Annotated in this window: 20 protein-coding genes; 13 read left to right on the top strand and 7 right to left on the bottom strand. The window is 59.5% G+C overall.

The features are described from left to right. Positions 1-3: 3 nt before the first annotated feature. Positions 4-816 (bottom strand): protein-disulfide reductase DsbD domain-containing protein, encoded by an 813-nt coding sequence (locus ACR0D7_RS10025; protein ID WP_480678889.1) that lies wholly within the window; start codon positions 814-816, stop codon positions 4-6. A 148-nt stretch (positions 817-964) separates the two neighbouring features. Between ACR0D7_RS10025 and ACR0D7_RS10020 the strand changes: the two genes are divergently transcribed. Then, complete coding sequence (locus ACR0D7_RS10020; RefSeq protein ID WP_480678888.1) at positions 965-1,519, top strand: YqgE/AlgH family protein; 555 nt, start codon at positions 965-967, stop codon at positions 1,517-1,519. Here the strand turns inward: ACR0D7_RS10020 and ACR0D7_RS10015 are convergent, their stop codons facing one another. Then, positions 1,520-2,470, bottom strand: coding sequence for an L-threonylcarbamoyladenylate synthase (locus ACR0D7_RS10015; protein ID WP_480678887.1), 951 nt, complete (start codon positions 2,468-2,470; stop codon positions 1,520-1,522). It abuts the gene before it with no gap. Positions 2,471-2,607: 137 nt separating this feature from the next. Here ACR0D7_RS10015 and ACR0D7_RS10010 point away from each other — a divergent pair, with 137 nt between their 5' ends. The 7 genes from ACR0D7_RS10010 (at position 2,608) to ACR0D7_RS09980 (ending at position 9,117) form a co-directional block, all read left to right on the top strand. Further along, entirely contained in the window at positions 2,608-4,311 is a 1,704-nt protein-coding gene (locus tag ACR0D7_RS10010) for an acyl-CoA dehydrogenase family protein (protein ID WP_480678886.1), read from the top strand. Continuing rightward, complete coding sequence (locus ACR0D7_RS10005; protein ID WP_480678885.1) at positions 4,311-5,357, top strand: MBL fold metallo-hydrolase; 1,047 nt, start codon at positions 4,311-4,313, stop codon at positions 5,355-5,357. Before ACR0D7_RS10010 ends, ACR0D7_RS10005 begins: the two co-directional genes overlap by 1 nt. A gap of 4 nt (positions 5,358-5,361) precedes the next feature. Beyond that, entirely contained in the window at positions 5,362-5,814 is a 453-nt protein-coding gene (locus tag ACR0D7_RS10000; RefSeq protein ID WP_170385664.1) for a DUF6173 family protein, read from the top strand. A gap of 63 nt (positions 5,815-5,877) precedes the next feature. After that, on the top strand, positions 5,878-7,716 hold the full coding sequence (locus ACR0D7_RS09995) for a glycerophosphodiester phosphodiesterase (RefSeq protein ID WP_480678884.1): 1,839 nt from the start codon (positions 5,878-5,880) through the stop codon (positions 7,714-7,716). Beyond that, positions 7,703-8,263, top strand: a complete 561-nt coding sequence (locus ACR0D7_RS09990) for a hypothetical protein (RefSeq protein WP_480678883.1) — start codon at positions 7,703-7,705, stop codon at positions 8,261-8,263. Before ACR0D7_RS09995 ends, ACR0D7_RS09990 begins: the two co-directional genes overlap by 14 nt. 68 nt (positions 8,264-8,331) lie before the next feature. Beyond that, the gene (locus ACR0D7_RS09985) at positions 8,332-8,466 is read left to right on the top strand and encodes an aa3-type cytochrome c oxidase subunit IV (protein ID WP_170385673.1); all 135 of its coding nucleotides are present in this window, start codon (positions 8,332-8,334) and stop codon (positions 8,464-8,466) included. An 18-nt stretch (positions 8,467-8,484) separates the two neighbouring features. Next, complete coding sequence (locus tag ACR0D7_RS09980) at positions 8,485-9,117, top strand: hypothetical protein (protein WP_480678882.1); 633 nt, start codon at positions 8,485-8,487, stop codon at positions 9,115-9,117. Here the strand turns inward: ACR0D7_RS09980 and ACR0D7_RS09975 are convergent. Both ACR0D7_RS09975 and ACR0D7_RS09970 read right to left on the bottom strand, forming a co-directional pair. After that, positions 9,106-9,438 carry an AzlD domain-containing protein gene (locus ACR0D7_RS09975; RefSeq protein WP_480678881.1) on the bottom strand — a complete coding sequence of 111 codons (333 nt, stop codon included), beginning with the start codon at positions 9,436-9,438 and terminating at the stop codon, positions 9,106-9,108. The genes ACR0D7_RS09980 and ACR0D7_RS09975 overlap by 12 nt on opposite strands. Then, on the bottom strand, positions 9,435-10,157 hold the full coding sequence (locus tag ACR0D7_RS09970; protein ID WP_480678880.1) for an AzlC family ABC transporter permease: 723 nt from the start codon (positions 10,155-10,157) through the stop codon (positions 9,435-9,437). Before ACR0D7_RS09970 ends, ACR0D7_RS09975 begins: the two co-directional genes overlap by 4 nt. Here ACR0D7_RS09970 and fdhD point away from each other — a divergent pair. The 4 genes from fdhD to ACR0D7_RS09950 are packed head-to-tail and all read left to right on the top strand — an operon-like array spanning position 10,156 to position 14,306. Beyond that, positions 10,156-11,097: a formate dehydrogenase accessory sulfurtransferase FdhD gene (fdhD, locus tag ACR0D7_RS09965; protein WP_480678879.1), complete on the top strand. Its 942-nt coding sequence runs from the start codon at positions 10,156-10,158 to the stop codon at positions 11,095-11,097. The two genes, ACR0D7_RS09970 and fdhD, sit on opposite strands and share 2 nt — an antisense overlap. After that, positions 11,090-11,746 carry a molybdenum cofactor guanylyltransferase MobA gene (gene mobA / locus ACR0D7_RS09960; protein ID WP_480678878.1) on the top strand — a complete coding sequence of 219 codons (657 nt, stop codon included), beginning with the start codon at positions 11,090-11,092 and terminating at the stop codon, positions 11,744-11,746. The genes fdhD and mobA overlap by 8 nt, the downstream gene beginning before the upstream one ends. Then, a complete protein-coding gene (gene mobB, locus ACR0D7_RS09955) occupies positions 11,743-12,234 on the top strand; it encodes a molybdopterin-guanine dinucleotide biosynthesis protein B (RefSeq protein WP_480678877.1) in 492 nt (163 codons plus the stop codon). Before mobA ends, mobB begins: the two co-directional genes overlap by 4 nt. Then, entirely contained in the window at positions 12,231-14,306 is a 2,076-nt protein-coding gene (locus ACR0D7_RS09950) for a molybdenum cofactor synthesis domain-containing protein (RefSeq protein WP_480678876.1), read from the top strand. Before mobB ends, ACR0D7_RS09950 begins: the two co-directional genes overlap by 4 nt. Here ACR0D7_RS09950 and ACR0D7_RS09945 read toward each other — a convergent pair. The 3 genes from ACR0D7_RS09945 to ACR0D7_RS09935 all read right to left on the bottom strand — a co-directional run bounded on the left by ACR0D7_RS09945 (position 14,303) and on the right by ACR0D7_RS09935 (position 16,300). Then, complete coding sequence (locus ACR0D7_RS09945; RefSeq protein WP_480678875.1) at positions 14,303-15,295, bottom strand: hypothetical protein; 993 nt, start codon at positions 15,293-15,295, stop codon at positions 14,303-14,305. The genes ACR0D7_RS09950 and ACR0D7_RS09945 overlap by 4 nt on opposite strands. A 13-nt stretch (positions 15,296-15,308) precedes the next feature. Then, a complete protein-coding gene (greA, locus tag ACR0D7_RS09940) occupies positions 15,309-15,779 on the bottom strand; it encodes a transcription elongation factor GreA (RefSeq protein WP_058282071.1) in 471 nt (156 codons plus the stop codon). Between the two features lie 140 nt (positions 15,780-15,919). Next, positions 15,920-16,300: a VOC family protein gene (locus tag ACR0D7_RS09935; protein ID WP_480678874.1), complete on the bottom strand. Its 381-nt coding sequence runs from the start codon at positions 16,298-16,300 to the stop codon at positions 15,920-15,922. An 87-nt stretch (positions 16,301-16,387) separates the two neighbouring features. On the opposite strand from ACR0D7_RS09935, the gene soxR reads away from it, so the two are divergent. Then, a complete protein-coding gene (soxR, locus tag ACR0D7_RS09930) occupies positions 16,388-16,843 on the top strand; it encodes a redox-sensitive transcriptional activator SoxR (protein ID WP_480678873.1) in 456 nt (151 codons plus the stop codon). Positions 16,844-16,874: the final 31 nt, after the last annotated feature.

Raw genomic sequence — 16,874 nt, 5'->3', positions numbered from 1 at the left:
GCCTTAGCCTGCGCTGCAGCCCTGAATGTCCACGGCGTGATTGGCGCCCAAAACCGTAATCCTGATCTCAGACCGATCCAGCGCAAAAGTCGCGCCCGAGGCGCTGATCACTTCCGACGTCGCCACAAGGGTATCGCCCTGCCGTATTGTCTTGGGCGGCGCGGCCCAGAGCACCGGGTTGCCCGGTTCAATCACGGCAACTTCGTTTCCACCCGCCGAGGGCATGGTGACACGAGCCTCGATCTGCATCCCGTCCGAGGTCGGGGTCAGTTGGCAAGTGGCGGCGGTTACGCGCGCCTCTTTCGCGGAATAGGGGCGCTGCGCCAAGGCGGCAGCGATGGCCGGGTTGCGGCCTGCGTCGGCGTCCAGCGTATGGTCGAAATCCAGACGTTCGGGAATGCAGACATCCTTGCAGACGCCCAAATCCATATCCCCGCGCAGCTGCACGGGTTTCGCAGGGTTCAAGGGCGTTATTTCGACTGGCAACACCAGTTGATGCGTATAGCCGATGGATTGCAGGCCGTTCTGTACAAACACTTCGGGCGCGGGCCATGTAATCGACACGTCGCCCACATTTTGCGAGCCGTTCCAGTCAAACTGCGGCGGGATACCGGCGTCACCGGGCGCGCGCCAATAGGTTTTCCAGCCGTCCTTAAGCGTCAACCGCAACGCGCTCAGATATGTGCCGCTGGCGGTGCGCCCGCCGTCGAGGACATCCAATTGCACAACCCCGTCCAACGCCTGTGCGTGCGCAGGGGCGGTCAGGGTGAAACATGCGGTCAGGGCGAACGCAGATGACTTTAGTAAACGCTTCATACCCTTATAAATGCGCGTTCCGAACCGCGATTCCAAGTCACGTTCCAGTCACTCGGATGAAATCTAGCGAAATATGGCCTGATCCCTTGCCAATCCCTACCTGCCGGGGTCATTGTTGAGAGGCGGACGAAGCAAGAGTTGTAATTCCATGGACCTGACCGGAAAACTTTTGATTGCGATGCCTGGTATGGGTGATCCGCGTTTTGATCATTCGGTGGTATACATGTGCAGCCACGGAGACGATGGCGCGATGGGTCTGATTATCAACAAGCCGTCGGACTTGCGGATCAAAACACTGCTGAGCCAACTGAATATTGCGTGCCGTATCCCTGTCGTGGGTGAACGCCTCGTGCATTTTGGTGGCCCAGTCGAGATGTCGCGCGGTTTTGTCCTGCACAGCGCGGACTACGACGCCAACCTGCATTCGATGAAAATCTCGGATGATTTCAGCATGACTGCGACGATGGATGTGCTGGAAGACCTGGCTTCGGGCCGAGGGCCTTTGAATTCCACTCTGGCGCTTGGATATTCAGGTTGGGGCCCCGGCCAGTTGGAGGATGAGATCGCCATGAATGGCTGGCTGACCACCGAGGCGACCTCGGATCTTGTGTTCGATGTGCCCGATGATGAGAAATGGGAGGCCGCATTGGCCACATTGGGTGTCGATCCCCTGACTCTGTCGGCCAGCGCCGGACGCGCCTGATCAGCTGTTGCGCGGAGCTGCTGCGCGGCGAAGGCGATCGTTAATGGCAGCACCCAGACCACGATCTGGAATCGGGGTTACCGCAATCGGGCGGCCTGTGGTGTTAAGCGTATGCAGGGCCGAGAACAGGTTCGCAGCAGCTTCGGTCAATTCGCCCTTTACCGACAGGTTTAGATCACACGCAACCGAGCCGAACCCCAGCAAAACCTCATCGCCCTGTGCGTTGGTCGCATTTAGCCGGACAGGGGCATCCGGTGCGTAATGCGATTGCAATTGACCCGGTGCGGTTAGCAAATCTCCGGCCTGATGCACGTGCAATTGCGTATGCAGAATGGATTCGATCTGGTCCAGCGCCACACCTCCGGGGCGCAGCAGAGACGGTTCCCCGGCCAGCCCGACGATTGTTGATTCCAGTCCGACGCCACAGGGGCCGTCATCCAGAATAGCGGCGATGCGGCCATCCAGACCGGTGCGCACATGTTCGGCGGTGGTTGGGCTGATTTGTCCCGAGGGGTTGGCCGAGGGTGCCGCCACCGGCCCATCGAACGCTGCCAGCAGCGCGCGGGCGGTGCCGTGTGCGGGCACGCGTACGGCAAGCGTATCAAGCCCTGCCGTGACCAGAGGTGAAATCCCGTGCCCGTCGCGCAATGGGAGTACCATGGTAAGAGGGCCGGGCCAAAACGCGGCGGCCAATGCCTCGGCCGGGTCGGACCATCCCACATACCGTTGTGCGGACTCGATTGAATCCACATGCGCGATCAATGGGTTAAAGCTGGGCCGGCCCTTGGCGGCATAGATGCTGGCCACGGCCTCGCCATTGCGCGCGTCACCGCCAAGGCCATAGACCGTCTCGGTGGCGAAGGCGACCAGCAGGCCTTGTCGCAGCAGGTCCGCTGCCTGAGCGATTCCGCTTGGGTCGGCGGTTAATTCCAATGTGCCGTTGGGGATCATTTGTTGTGACGCCGCGTTTTGATTGCTTGTGACATGTGGCCGGTTACGTTTTCGATTAATCAAGGATGCTTAAAGGTGGGCGTTGCAATTTCCAACCCCAACCGCGAAAAGCCGCACAGACAGTCCAGAGGAAAGCCATGCCATACCGCGCGCCCATATCCGATTACGAATTGTTGTTCCGCCACGTTGTTGGATTCGATCAGATCGCGTCGACCGAGAAATTCTCAGAAGCCAGCGAGGATGTGGTCAGCGCGATCCTGACCGAGGCTGGAAAGATGTGCGAAGAGGTGATGGCCCCGTTGCAGCGTCCCGGCGATCTGGAACCTGCACGAATGGAAAACGGCGTGTTGCGAACATCTTCGGGCTATGCCGATGGTTGGAAAGCCATCGCCGAAGGGGGCTGGATCGGGATGAGCGGAGATCCGGAGCATGGAGGCATGGGCCTGCCGATGGCACTGACGAGTGCAGTGAACGAGATGATGTCGGCCGCTTGCCTGTCTCTGCAACTGGCGCCACTGATGTCGCAGGGCCAGATCGAGGCGCTGGAACATCACGCAAGCGACGAGTTGAAGACGCTTTACCTGCCAAAGCTGATGTCTGGTGAATGGTCGGGAACTATGAATCTTACCGAGGCTCAGGCTGGTTCCGATGTGGGTGCACTGTCTTCAAAGGCGGAACCAAATGGGGACGGAACCTATTCGGTTTCGGGTCAGAAGATTTTCATCTCGTGGGGCGATAACGATTTTACCGAGAATGTCTGCCATCTGGTGTTGGCGCGCCTGCCGGATGGGGTGCCCGGAACCAAAGGGATTTCGTTGTTCCTGGTTCCCAAATACCTGCCGGATGAAGATGGCAACCCCGGCGTGGCGAACGATCTGAAAGTGGTTTCGGTCGAGCACAAGATGGGTCTGCACGGTTCGCCAACCTGCGTGATGCAGTATGACGGCGCCAAGGGCTGGCTTGTGGGCAAGGAACATGGCGGTATGGCCGCAATGTTCACCATGATGAACAATGCCCGTCTGGGTGTTGGAGGTCAGGGTGTGGGGGCCGCTGAAGGGGCCTATCAACACGCGCTGGCCTATGCGTTGGAGCGCAAGCAGGGCAAGACGCCCTCGGGCACCATCATTGACCATGCAGATGTGCGCCGGATGCTGATGAGCATGCGCGCCGATACCTTTGCCGCGCGGGCAATCATGTTGGCCAACGCTGCGGCCATCGACATGGCCAACGCCACCGGCGACGCTGAATGGGGCGCGCGTGCGGCACTGCTGACCCCGATCTGCAAGGCATTCGGGACTGAAACCGGTATTCGTGTCTCGGAAACGGGTGTGCAGGTGCACGGCGGCATGGGGTTCATCGAAGAAACCGGTGCGTCCCAGTTTTACCGCGATGTGCGTGTGACCGCGATCTATGAGGGTACCAATGGTATTCAGGCCATGGACCTTGTGGCGCGCAAGATGATGGATGGGGGCGAAGCGGCCTCGCGCCTGCTGGATGAGATCGAGGATCACGCCGAACAGGCTCGCGCCACTCTGCCGGATCTGGCTGGCCCGGTCTGGGAGGCTACGGAAAGCCTGCGCGAAGCCACCGAATGGATCGTCGCGCAGTCTGACATGAACGCCCGCTTTGCCGGGGCAGTGCCCTATCTGCATGCCTTTGCCCGTGTTCTTGGTGCGCACTATCACCTGAAGGCGGCGCAGGCCGAACCCAACGGCCCGCGTTTTAAGCTGGCGCGGTATTACATCAATGCGCTGCTGCCGGAATATGCCGGTCTGCTGGCGCAGGCGCAGAATGGCGCGGATGATCTATACGCCCTCAGCGTAGAGGAGTTTGTGGCCTGATGGACGGAGATTCCCCTTTGGCGATTCGGTATCCTTGGCCCGAGCCTCCGGCACAGGGTGAGGCGATTGAGATTGCCGAAGGGGTGCAGTGGATGCGTCTGCCGCTGCCCATGGCGCTGGATCACGTCAACATCTACGCGCTGGATGACGGCGATGGCTGGACGGTGATCGACACGGGCATGTCCTCGAACAAGACGCGCCGCATCTGGGCAGAGCTGATGGAAGGGCCACTGGCGGGCAAGCCGATCACGCGCGTCGTAGTCACCCACCACCATCCCGACCATATCGGCAATGCGGGCTGGTTCCAGTCCGAGCATGGCGCCGAGCTGGTCACGACCCGCACCGCCTGGCTTTTTGCGCGGATGCTGCAGTTGGACGTGCAGGAAAGCTGGCCACAAGAAACACTGGATTACTATCGCAGCGCCGGGATGGACGCCGAGTTTCTCGCCAAGCGGATGACACAGCGCCCGTTCAATTTCTGCGACACTGTGTATCCGATGCCTCTGGGCTTTACCCGGATCAAGCAGGGTAGCGTGATCCGTATGGGAGGGCGGGACTGGGACGTGCATATGGGCAACGGCCACGCCCCGGAACACGCCACGTTCTGGTGTCGCGACGACAATCTGGTGATCACCGGAGATCAGATTCTCAGTTCGATCAGCCCCAATCTGGGTGTTTATGTCACCGAACCGATGGCCGATCCGGTAGCCGAATGGCTTGAGGCGTGTGAGAGGCTGAAGGGTCTGGCACGCCCGGATCATCTGGCGCTGGGCGGGCATAAGCTGCCGTTCACCGGCCTGCCGTTGCGCATGAAACAACTGATCGACAATCACCACGGCGCGCTGGACCGCCTGCAGGATTTCCTCGACACGCCCAAAACCGCTGCCGATTGCTTTGTACCTTTGTTCAAACGCCAGATCGGTGAGGGCGAGTATGGGCTGGCGCTGGTCGAGGCGGTTGCACATCTAAACCATCTCTACCACATTGGAGTTGTTACCCGGACGCGCCGCGCGGACGGGGCGTGGGAGTTTCAGCGCAAAGGGTAAAGGCATGCAGGACCAGATCGAAACATCGGCCGAGGCGGCGGAGGCAGCGGCTTTGCCCCGGTGTTATGAGGTACACGCCAACCCGAATGCGAAATCCGGCGCCAAGGACTTGCCCGGTCAGCTGCAAAAACCCGTCGCGACCAAAAGCCCGGCGCAATGGGCCTATGAACGGCTGATCCTCTATATCCAGAATTTCGAACAGACGCTGGACGGTGATCAGGAGGTCGCCATGGGCTTTACCGGCGGTGATGCCGGTGTGATGCGGATCGAAGGCATGGGTTATTTCGACCCCGATATCATCACCTTCTACGGTTCGGACGCGACCGGCGCGCGAACCCAGCTGGTGCAGCATGTCAGCCAGTTGAATGTGATGCTACGCGCCTTGCCCAAATCGGTCGAGGATAAGCCCGCCAATCGGATCGGCTTTCGGTTGGCCAAGGATCTGGAAGAAACCTGAATACCTGACTTGCAATTCACTTCTGCGCAGCCTTGAATGAGTTCTCAATTCCGGGGGTGCAGCGTGACCAGTTTCTCAGCCGTTACAAAAGCCTACAGAGATGCATGGGCACGCCGCCGCATCTTTGTGCCGATCTATGTCGCCGTGCGATTGTTGCTGGTGGCGCTGATAGCGCCCGGCGTGGCAATTACCGTGAACCTTGCGGTATCGCTGTCGAACCAGACCGCTTTGACCGATCAAGCCATCGCCGCCTTCGTCCTCTCACCCGCGGGATTCATCTCGGCCATCGTCGTCCTCAGCCTGTTTCTGCTGGCCGAAGTGTTTGTCTTCGCGGTCATGGCGGGATCCCTGCGAATGGGCGAATCCGACCCATGGCGTGCTGGCAGTTCGGCCATCGGGCTGATCATTTCGCGTCTGCCAAATCTGTTCGGCTTCGCGGTGCGGTTTGTGCTGCGGGTTCTGCTGCTTGTCCTGCCCTTTGTGCTGGTCTCAGCCGTGATCGCGTGGTGGACGTTGACCGAATATGACATCAACTATTACCTGACTTTCCACCCACCATCCTTCTGGGTTGCAGTGGTGCTGATCGGTGTCGTGCTGTTGGCGATGGCGTGGGTATTGATCCGCCGCCTGTCGGCATGGGCTCTTTCCTTGCATCTGGTGCTGTTTGAAGGTGTCCACCCGGCACACGCTTTCAACATCAGCGGCACCCGGATGGAAGGCAAACGCGGGCGCCTCAAGATCGAGCTGGCGATCTGGTTGATCCTGCGCCTCGCCATCTCCTCTGCGATTGCCTGGGTGGCTGGGGTGTTGTTCTCGGTTGTGCCGCTGCAAGGCGCGGACAATCTGCGTCTGGCGCTGATCTACAGCCTAGTGATCGCGGGAATCTGGTCTTTGGCGGGGCTGGTGCTGGCGGCGACCGCGCTGGGCGCTCTGGCGGTTCTGCTGGACGGTTTTTTCGAGATCAGGACCTCGGAACCACCCCACCCCGAACCGGGAAGCTTGCGGATGCCCCTGTTCGCCGTCGTCGGCGCAGCAGTGGCGGCCGTGCTGATTGGGTTGTGGTTTGGCCAGCATTTGTTGGCGCGAATTCAAGCTCCAGATCGGGCCGAGGTCATAGGCCATCGTGGTGCTGCAGCTTTACGGCCCGAAAACACCATGGCCGCGGTCTTCAAGGCGATTGAGGACGGGGCGGATTGGGTTGAGATCGACGTGCAGGAATCGGCGGATGATGTGGTCATCGTTGCTCATGACAGCGATTTCATGAAACTGGCGGGTGTGAACCTCAAGGTTTGGGATGCAACGATGGAGGATTTGGCCGACATCGACATCGGCAGTTGGTTCGGTCCCGAATATGCCGATGAGCGCACGCCGACATTGCGTCAGGTGCTTGAGGCCGCAAAAGGCAAATCCAAGGTCATCATCGAGCTTAAATATTATGGCCATGACGTTGACCTAGAAAACCGGGTCGCGGCGATTGTCGAAGAGATGGAGATGCAGGACGACATCGCCACCATGTCGTTGAAATACCCGGCGGTGCAGAAAATGAAATCCATCCGTCCCGACTGGCGGGCAGGGGTTCTGGCCGCGACCGCCATCGGCGATCTGACCGGGCTTGAGGGTGACTTTATCGCCGTGAACGCCGCAATGGCGACGCCGGGGCTTGTGCGCTCGGTCCACGCAGCGGGCAAGGATATCTATGTCTGGACGGTCAATGACCCGTTGCAGATGTCAGCCATGGCCTCTTTGGGGGTGGACGGGCTGATCACCGACCGCCCGGCAATGGCCAACGAGGTGTTGCGCATCCGGGCCGAAATGGGGCCGGCAGAGCGGCTGTTGCTGTGGATGGCGACCACTTTCGGCATGACCGTCGATACGCAGGCGATGCGCGATGAAAGCCCTTAAATCAGCGGCCTTGCTTGCACTGATGGCTGCCTCGGCGTCGGCTCAAGACTTTATGCGCACTATCGAGATGCCTGCCCATCGCGCGCTGTTTGCGCAGCGGGGTGATGTCGAGCTTATCCCATTTGAAACGGATGGCTGTTCAGGTGGTCTGTCGACCAGTTGGCGTTTCGTGGCTGAAACCTTCCCCAAGTTCAGAGCGCTCTACGAGGCGCACCCACCGTGGGAATACTGCTGTGTGACCCACGACCGTGCCTATCACAATGCTGGCGGTGCGGCACAGGCTGAGGCGAGTTTTGACGCGCGCCTGTCCGCAGACGAAGCCTTGCGCGCTTGTGTCAAACAGCACGGGGAAGACAATGCTGAGGAATTCGCTGACAGGTACGACATGACGCCTGATCAGATTCGTACAGCCCATTCCGTGACCGCCGAGGCCATGTATAGGGCGGTGCGATTGGGTGGCGGGCCCTGTTCGGGTTTGCCCTGGCGCTGGGGGTTCGGTTATCCGGGGTGTTCCGTGTTCAAATCCTTGACCCCTGCGCCCGAATGACGTGGTGACAGCACTTGGATTTTCATTTATCCAACATCTCAAACACGCGAATTAGGAATCTCTGAGTCATGGCTGAACACAAGCACGGCGAAATGGACATCACCGTCCAAGAAAAAACCTTCCACGGCTTTATCAAGGCTACCACATGGTGCGTAGTTGCGATCGCCTTCCTCTGCCTATTCCTGGCGGTTTTCGCCTCTTAATCCGAAACGGGGTCGACCGTGATCAGGATATTGCTTGCCTGCCTGCTGGCAGTAACCGTGGCGGGCTGCACCGGATCGCAGCGACCACAGGCAGATCAGTCGGAAATCGTGTCCAGGTCCTATCGGGATCCCGGGCCTTCGACCCTGACGCTGTATACGATGATCAGCACCCGGACAGGCTCGGGTGCTCATACCTCGTTGATGATCAGCGGCAGTGAGCGCGTGATTTTCGACCCTGCGGGCTCATTCCGGGCGGATGTGGTGCCGATCAAAGATGATGTGCTGTACGGTATCACTCCGAATGTCGAGCGCGCTTATCGCAGCAGTCACGCGCGCGAGACGCATTACGCGCGTATCCAAACCATCGAGGTGACGCCGCAACAGGCTGAGATTGCCCTACAATTGGCAAAACAGTCAGGCCCGGTTGCGGGCGCGTTCTGCGCCAATTCAACGGCACAGTTGTTGCAACAGGTTCCGGGGTTCGAGCAGATCCAAACCACGTTTTATCCCGTCAAACTTTCCGATCAGTTCGGTCAGTTGCCCGGAGTTCAAACCGCCGAATACCGCGAAAACGACAACGCGGATTTGCAGCAAGGATTGGCGTTCAACAATGCCCGACTGAACGAGCTGGAAGCGCAATCAGCCCAATAGATACAGCAGCCCGTAGAGACTGGCTGCTCCGGTAAATATAGCCGCAAGCACGTTCTTGGAAATCACGCCGACAGATAATGCGACCGCTGCTGCGGTCATGCGCGGGACATCCGGCTGGCCTTCGGTGGCGGTAGGCCACATGACGAGCGGCGCGATCAGCGCCGGGATGATGGCAACGGCCGTATAGCGCAGATGGCGCAGCAGCCATGGCGGCATCGGGCGGTCCCCGACCAGACCGATAAAGGTAAAGCGTAGGGCGAAGCTGCCGATGGCCAGACCAATGATCACGATCCACATGGTTGTAGCATCGATCTGGGTCATGTTCTTTTCCGCTCCAGCTTGCGTTCCAACATCAGATCAGCTTGTGCGCCGGCCATCATGCCTGCCGCACCGGCAATCAGCAGGCCCAGATTATAGGGAACTGCAACCGCCAGTAACGCGACAACGATGGCGACCAGAGCGGCCACCACATGCGCCAACGTACGCATCATCGGCCCGATCATGGCCAGAAAGGTGATCGGTAGCGCGAAATCCAGCGCCCAGCTTTCCGGGATTCGCGTGCCCAGCACTGCCCCCAAATAAGATGCAAGAATCCACAGCGGAGTGATCAGTGTGACCGTGCCAACGAAATAGGCCATGCGCTGGGGTACTGTCATTTGTGGCTCTTTTTCGAACCGTACGATCGAACAGGCATAGGACTGATCCACCGTCAGGTAGGCGGCACAGGCCCGTTGCCATAGGGGCGCGGCCCCCAGATAAGGCGTCAGAGAGGCAGAATACATTGCCACCCGCAAATTCACCGCCAGCGCCGAGGCCAATACGATGGCGGTGGGTGTATTGTCCTGCAGCAATTGCAGTGCCGTGAACTGTGCGGCCCCCGCGAACACGGTGGCGGAAAAGGCGATGGTCTGGACGATGTCCAACCCGGCTTCGGCGGCAAAAACGCCGAACAGTGTGCCGAAAGGGATCGCTACGAAAATGAACGGGGACCCGTCGCGTAAACCCTTCCAGAAGTATGACTTGGATGTGGTGTCTGCCATGGCTAAATCCTATGGTGTCCGCAGCAGAAGTAGCGGTCTTGGGAAAGGGTTGCAATTGGCTACGGAACTGGATGTCTCGGACTACATCATCGCCCCCGATCCCGGCGCGGCGCGATTGACTCGTGCTGTCGAGGGCGTGGACCAGAATGGAGAGGTCAGCCATATCTCGGTTGTCGAGGAGCGCCCGTTAACGATTTTCTTGAATAAACAGGAAATCGTGACCGCAATGACCATCGGCGACTATCCGGAATACCTGGCGCTGGGGTTCCTGCGCAATCAGGGCATGCTGCTGTCGGATGATGAGATCACGCGCGTCGATTACGATGATGACTTGGAAACCGTGGTTGTCCGCACAGCGCGCGAGACGTCCTATGAAGACAAGCTGAAGAAAAAGACCCGCACCAGCGGTTGCGCAGTAGGTACCGTGTTCGGCGATATGATGGAGGGGCTAGAGGACGTGCGCCTGCCTCAAGTTCAGGTGCGCACGTCATGGCTGTATGATCTGGCGGCCAAGATCAATCGCACCCCGTCGCTGTACCTTGAGGCAGGGGCGATCCACGGTACGGTCCTGTGTCGCGAGGACCGTCCACTGGTCTATATGGAGGACGTGGGCCGCCACAATGCGGTCGACAAGATCGCGGGCTGGATGCTGTCCGAAGGTGAGGCAGCGGAGGACAAGATTCTCTACACCACGGGCCGCCTGACCTCGGAAATGGTGATCAAGACGGCGATGATGGGCATCCCGGTTCTGGCATCCCGCTCGGGTTTCACCGCCTGGGGTGTCGAGATTGCGCGCGAGGTCGGTCTGACCCTGATCGGCCGTATGCGGGGACAGCGGTTTGTTTGCCTGTCGGGCGAGGACCGGTTGGTGCGCGACGTTGATCCGGCGACTGTTCAGGTTGAGGACAAGAAACATCGCAGGAAAAGTGCCAATGGCTGAGGCAGCAAGAAAACCACTTGGCGTAATTCTAGCAGGCGGTCTGGCCACTCGGATGGGTGGGGGCGACAAGGGGTTGCTGCAGGTGGGCGGCCAAAGCCTATTGCTCCATGTGATCGAACGGCTAGCCCCGCAGGTGGAAGGTCTTGCCTTGAACGCCAATGGTGATCCTGAACGGTTCGCTGATCTGAACCTGCCCATCCTACCCGACACGATCGAAGGCTTCGCTGGTCCTTTGGCGGGCGTTTTGGCCGGGCTCGAATGGGCGGCCACGCAAGGGGCTGACAGTATCGTCACCGCCGCCGCCGACACACCGTTTTTTCCGCGCGATCTGGTGGTGCGGCTAACGAGGGTCGCCGAAGGGCAAACCCATCCTCTGGTTCTGGCCACTACGCCGCGTACTGGGGATGAGGCGCTGAAATCCGGCGGGGGTAAGCGGATCAACCGACATCCGACCTTTGGCCTCTGGCCTGTGGCGCTGCGTGATGATCTGCGGGATGCTTTGAACGACGGGTTGCGCAAGGTCGTGCTGTGGACCGATCAACATGACGGGCGTGAGGCGCTGTTTCCGGCGGAGCCGTTCGATCCGTTTTTCAACGTCAACACGCCTGATGATCTGGCACGGGCCAAACGACTGCTGGAGCAGGCATGAGGGTCTACGGCGTCACCGGCTGGAAAAACGCAGGCAAAACCGGGCTTATGGAGCGGCTGGTGGCAGAGATCGCCGGACGTGGTTTTACCGTCTCGACCCTGAAACATGCCCATCACAGCGTCGATGTCGATCAGGAGGGCACCGACAGCTATCGACACCGGCTTGCGGGGGCGTCCGAAGTGTTGCTGGCCTCGGGTCAGCGTATCGCCCTTATGCAAGAGCTGCGCGGTGCGCCTGAGCCGTCTTTGGAAGACCTTCTGGGGCGCTTGTCGCCTGTCGATCTGGTGCTGATCGAAGGGTTCAAGCGCGAAGCCCATCCCAAGGTCGAAGCGTTTCGGGCCGAGGTGGGTAATGCTCTGATGGCTCCTGAAAACGCCACTATTCGCGCCGTTGCCAGCGACGGGCCGCTGGATGTGCAGGTGCCGGTTTTTGATCTGGACGACACCGAATCTATCGCAAATTTCATCCTGCAAGAGGTTGGTTTGTGACCGGTTTCGACAGTTTCGCCATGCTCGACTGGTCCAGTGGCAACGATACCGGCCCCCGACCGCGCAAGGATGCGATCTGGGCTTGTGTGGTGCGCAAGGGCGAAGCGGAAGAACCGATTTATCTCAGAAACCGCGGCATTGCTGAACTGTGGTTGCGAAACCTGATCGAGACCGAGATTGCCGCCGGTCGGCGGCTGTTTCTGGGCTTCGATTTCCCCTTTGGCTATCCCAAAGGTTTTGCCCGTGCGCTGACGGGATCGGATGATCCGCTGAAACTGTGGGACTGGTTCGAACGCCGGACTGAGGACTCGCCCAAGGCCAACAATCGTTTCGATCTGGCTGGTGAGATCAACCGGTACTTTGGCGGTAAAGGTCCGTTCTGGTTCAACGGCCTGCAGCGCGACATCGACGGCCTGCCCAAAAACAAATCTGACTACCAAAATCCCTTCCCCGAGCGCCGGGCTGTCGAACTGATGCCGGAAGCCAAGGGTAGCTTTTCCTGCTGGCAGATGGGCGGTGCCGGGGCAGTTGGGGGTCAGGTAATGATGGGCCTGCCAGTACTGGCCCGTTTGCGCCGCGCATTTACCGGGCAGATCTCGGTCTGGCCGTTCGAGGCGCTGGACACGCCGGTTGCCTTCGTGGAAATCTGGCCCTCGTTGACCCTTGGGTCTGCGCCGGACGGGCGGATCAAGGATGCCTGGCAAGTTGAACAGGTTGCACTGTCAGTTGCACGGATGCAGGTCGAAGAACTGGCGCAACATCTGAACGTGAACGCAGCAGAGGAAGGTTGGATTTTGGGAGTGTCACAGAGCAAACCGAATATCGCACCGCCGCCTCTGCGTAACGATTGTTTCGCTTTGCCCGCCGGAGTGAACTGGACGCCGGTGGAGGATGCACTGGCGCTGTTGCGTGAGCGGTTGACCGTGGTCGCAACGCCCGAAAGGGTCGCATTGTCACAGGCCGCAGGGCGTATTTTGACTGAGGATGTCCTTGCGAACCGTTCGAACCCGCCGCAACCAAATACGGCAGTGGATGGTTATGGATTTGCTGGTGCTGCCCAAGAGGGTGCGCAAGTCATGCCTCTGTATCCGGGCCGGGCGGCTGCGGGCATCCCGTTTGACGGGACCGTGCCGGATGGACATGCCGTGCGCGTGCTGACGGGTGCCGCTCTGCCTGACGGCGTGGATACGGTCATTCTGGAAGAAGATGTGACGGTTCAGGACAACCACATCGCTTTTCACGGGCCTTTGAAACAGGGCGCCAACACCCGCCGCGCTGGCGAGGATGTGGCCGAGGGAAATCTGGTTCTGCCCGCCGGGCGCAGGCTGACGTCCGCCGATCTGGCCTTGCTGTCGGCAACGGGCATCGCGGAAATCCATGTGCGCAAGACCTTGCGCGTGGCTGTTCTGTCCACCGGAGATGAACTGGTTGAGCCCGGTGAAACCGCTGGGCCCGGTCAGATATTTGATGCCAATCGGCCAATGCTTTTGTCGCTGATTGATCGGATGGGGTTTCAGCCGGTGGATTTGGGGCGCGTGCCGGATGATCGCGCAGAGCTGCGCGACCGGCTGAACAGCGCGTCAAAGCAGGCGGATGTGATCCTGACCAGCGGCGGGGCGTCCGCCGGGGATGAAGATCACGTCTCGGCCCTGCTGCGCGAGGCAGGTGCGATGCAGGAATGGCGGATTGCGCTGAAACCGGGTCGCCCTCTGGCGTTGGGCCTGTGGAACGGCACGCCAGTGTTTGGTCTGCCCGGAAACCCGGTGGCGGCTATGGTCTGCACTTTGATCTTTGCCCGCCCGGCGCTGGGGCTAATGGCAGGTGAGGGGTGGCAAGAGCCGCAGGCTTTCGATCTGCCTGCTGCCTTTGAAAAACGCAAGAAACCGGGCCGTCGCGAGTATCTGCGCGCCCGTGTCAGGGATGGTCGGGCCGAGGTGTTCGCCTCGGAAGGGTCGGGCCGGATCAGCGGGCTAAGCTGGGCCGAAGGGCTGGTCGAAATTGAAGACGGTGCGCGTCATATCAAACCGGGCGATATGGTCCGGTTTATTCCCTATGGCAGTTTCGGGCTTTAGTCGAAGGTCCCCGCAACCCGCCCCAGCAACATGAAGGCCCGCGCGGTGCGGGTTTCCCCCAGCGAGGTCAGGTCGGCATCGCTGGCCTCGGGTTCAAACGCGACGATCATGTGGTCAAAGCGCCGTAGGAAATGATGCGCGGCGTCGCGAAAGATCGGGTCCTGTTTCATCCGTGCGGCGGTCAGCGCCAGAGACGAGCGGTCGCGGATACCCCCGAGTGCGGCCACCGAACGCCCACGTGCACCTTGTGCAAACTGGCGCCAGATTTCAGGGCGGGCCATGTCGGGGCGCAGGTCATCCATATAGATGCCTTCTTGACTGAGCAGGGTCAGGACGTCTTGCGAGGCTTGTACCAACTGCGCAGTCTTGCGGTCTTTCAATGCCAGGCGCAGGGCGTTGAAACCTTCGGTGTCTTCCTGAGTTTCGGGAAAATTCAGCGCGCGGATGAAGATATCCGTGCTCAGCGGCGGAGAAATATCCTCGGCCTGGGTGCCCAATTCAAGCGAGGTTTGATCGCTTGCCCCGTTTGGCGTTGCAAGTGGAACAGGTTCCGTACGCTTAGTCGAAAACGTGGCCAGCGCGCTTTCAGTCTTTTTCGCCGTTTCCGCAATTTCGTCCAGTTTTTTGGTGACAGCTGGTTCATGCGAAATGGCGGCGCGCTGCTGCTGCCCCACATAAGCCTGCCGGAGCGCATCGATGGCGGTCTGAAGGCGCTCGCTTTCCTCGCGCATGATGCGGCTGGCGCGCATTGCCATCGCGGCGACCCAGATCATAGCCACTGGCAAAAATACGGCCAGCAGGGTGATCACGAAGCCGCCGCCCTGAATGTTGTCAGGCAGCACGAGAAACAAAACTGCAATGACCAGCCAAATCACACTAAGCACGACGGCCGCGATCTCGATCGAGGTAATGGACGGCTCCGAGGGCTTGTCGTAGATGCCCAGTGAAGTCGGCCGCTCTGTTTCGTGCTCAGGTGTGGGCTCGGACATGGGGATGCTCCGATCAGGCGTACTCGATACTCAGAACTTCATAGGATCGTACCCCACCGGGGGTACGTACCTCGACACTGTCACCTTCGTCCTTACCGATCAGGGCGCGGGCGATGGGGGATTTTATGTTCAGCAGGCCATTTTCAATATTGGCCTCATACTCACCCACGATCTGCCAGGTCTTTTCTTCGTCGGTGTCTTCGTCGACCAGAGTAACCTTGGCGCCGAACTTGATCGCGCCCGACAGCTTGGCCGGGTCGATCACATCGGCCAGCGACAGAATGCCTTCCAGCTCTTTGATCCGACCTTCGATAAAGCCCTGTTTTTCACGGGCCGAATGATACTCGGCGTTTTCCTTCAGGTCACCAAGTTCACGGGCGGTTGCGATCGCTTCGATGATCGCAGGGCGCTCAACCGATTTCAGGTTCTTCAGCTCTGCCGCAAGCGCGGCATTGCCCGTAGGCGTCATTGGAATTTTTTCCATGTTCTTGTCGTCCACGCAGAAAGTGATGCGCCCCGCCGCATGGAACCAGCGTCGGGGCGATTTGATGGGTTGCTGATTACCTGACCCAAATGAAGCGTGAAATGCAAGAGGGATTGGCCGTGCAACGCGCGGAATACGGCCTAGTTGTAACTAATCACTTCGAACTCGATGTCATTGTCATCGTTGAAATAGAACCGTTTGCCGGGTTCGTAATCCGCATGTGATTTTGGAGTGAACCCTGCAGCGATCACTTTCTGCTCGGTTGCGTCGATATCTTCGACCAGAACACCCACATGATTCAGCCCACCGACAATGTCATAGCTACTTTCTTCAGACAGTTTTGGATCGCTGGGCGCGTAGAGCGCGAGATAGGTATGCTGGCTGCCCACATGCACCGTATATCCGCCTGCAATCGCCGGGCCTTCCCAGCGGGTTTTCCAGCCAAAAACCTTGTGCATCCACGCAGCCGATGCTTGCGGGTCGCGGACGGTAAAATTGGTATGTTCAAGCGTCGCCATCATGGGATCTCCTTTTCAGTCTTGAGGCGTGTCGCGACTCACCATAATTTCTAAACCTAACTTGAGGTCAAGGTAGTTGTGAGGAAAATCATGGCCATTTCTGAAGGGTTGGCAATTGGCGCATTGGCCCGGCGTACCGGGTTGGCTGTTTCCGCCATTCGGTATTACGAGGCGCAGGGCCTGATCGCTCCTTGGCGTAACGCAGGCGGCCAGCGGCGGTATCAGCGCGCAGATATCCGGCGGCTGAGCTTCGTCATGATAGCGCAACAATTTGGCCTGTCCCTTCCGGAAATCCGCGATGTGTTGTCTGGGTTGCCCGGAAACCGCACGCCAACGCCGCAGGACTGGAAGGATATCAGCGTCGGATTGCGCGCCCATCTGGATCAGCGAATCGCTACCCTGACGCGATTGCGCGACAATCTGGATGGCTGCATCGGCTGCGGCTGTCTGAGCCTGCCGAAATGTGCCCTTTACAACCCGGATGACCGTGCCAAAACCTATGGTAGCGGTCCCAGGTACCTTATGGGGGACGCTCCCGAGGCATAACTGCCGCATTGCAGCAATGTTACGCCGTGTT

Source organism: Ruegeria sp. BB7, from assembly GCF_056539365.1.
Note: the sequence above shows the minus strand (reverse complement) of the source record. Positions and strands in the feature narration are given on the sequence as shown.

Coding starts and splice junctions, on each gene's coding strand:
- ACR0D7_RS10025 (WP_480678889.1), bottom strand. CDS start 816: ATGAAGCGTTTACTAAAGTCATCTGCGTTCGCCCTGACCGCATGTTTC.
- ACR0D7_RS10020 (WP_480678888.1), top strand. CDS start 965: ATGGACCTGACCGGAAAACTTTTGATTGCGATGCCTGGTATGGGTGAT.
- ACR0D7_RS10015 (WP_480678887.1), bottom strand. CDS start 2,470: ATGATCCCCAACGGCACATTGGAATTAACCGCCGACCCAAGCGGAATC.
- ACR0D7_RS10010 (WP_480678886.1), top strand. CDS start 2,608: ATGCCATACCGCGCGCCCATATCCGATTACGAATTGTTGTTCCGCCAC.
- ACR0D7_RS10005 (WP_480678885.1), top strand. CDS start 4,311: ATGGACGGAGATTCCCCTTTGGCGATTCGGTATCCTTGGCCCGAGCCT.
- ACR0D7_RS10000 (WP_170385664.1), top strand. CDS start 5,362: ATGCAGGACCAGATCGAAACATCGGCCGAGGCGGCGGAGGCAGCGGCT.
- ACR0D7_RS09990 (WP_480678883.1), top strand. CDS start 7,703: ATGAAAGCCCTTAAATCAGCGGCCTTGCTTGCACTGATGGCTGCCTCG.
- ACR0D7_RS09985 (WP_170385673.1), top strand. CDS start 8,332: ATGGCTGAACACAAGCACGGCGAAATGGACATCACCGTCCAAGAAAAA.
- ACR0D7_RS09975 (WP_480678881.1), bottom strand. CDS start 9,438: ATGACCCAGATCGATGCTACAACCATGTGGATCGTGATCATTGGTCTG.
- fdhD (WP_480678879.1), top strand. CDS start 10,156: ATGGCTAAATCCTATGGTGTCCGCAGCAGAAGTAGCGGTCTTGGGAAA.
- ACR0D7_RS09970 (WP_480678880.1), bottom strand. CDS start 10,157: ATGGCAGACACCACATCCAAGTCATACTTCTGGAAGGGTTTACGCGAC.
- mobA (WP_480678878.1), top strand. CDS start 11,090: ATGGCTGAGGCAGCAAGAAAACCACTTGGCGTAATTCTAGCAGGCGGT.
- mobB (WP_480678877.1), top strand. CDS start 11,743: ATGAGGGTCTACGGCGTCACCGGCTGGAAAAACGCAGGCAAAACCGGG.
- ACR0D7_RS09945 (WP_480678875.1), bottom strand. CDS start 15,295: ATGTCCGAGCCCACACCTGAGCACGAAACAGAGCGGCCGACTTCACTG.
- greA (WP_058282071.1), bottom strand. CDS start 15,779: ATGGAAAAAATTCCAATGACGCCTACGGGCAATGCCGCGCTTGCGGCA.
- ACR0D7_RS09935 (WP_480678874.1), bottom strand. CDS start 16,300: ATGATGGCGACGCTTGAACATACCAATTTTACCGTCCGCGACCCGCAA.
- soxR (WP_480678873.1), top strand. CDS start 16,388: ATGGCCATTTCTGAAGGGTTGGCAATTGGCGCATTGGCCCGGCGTACC.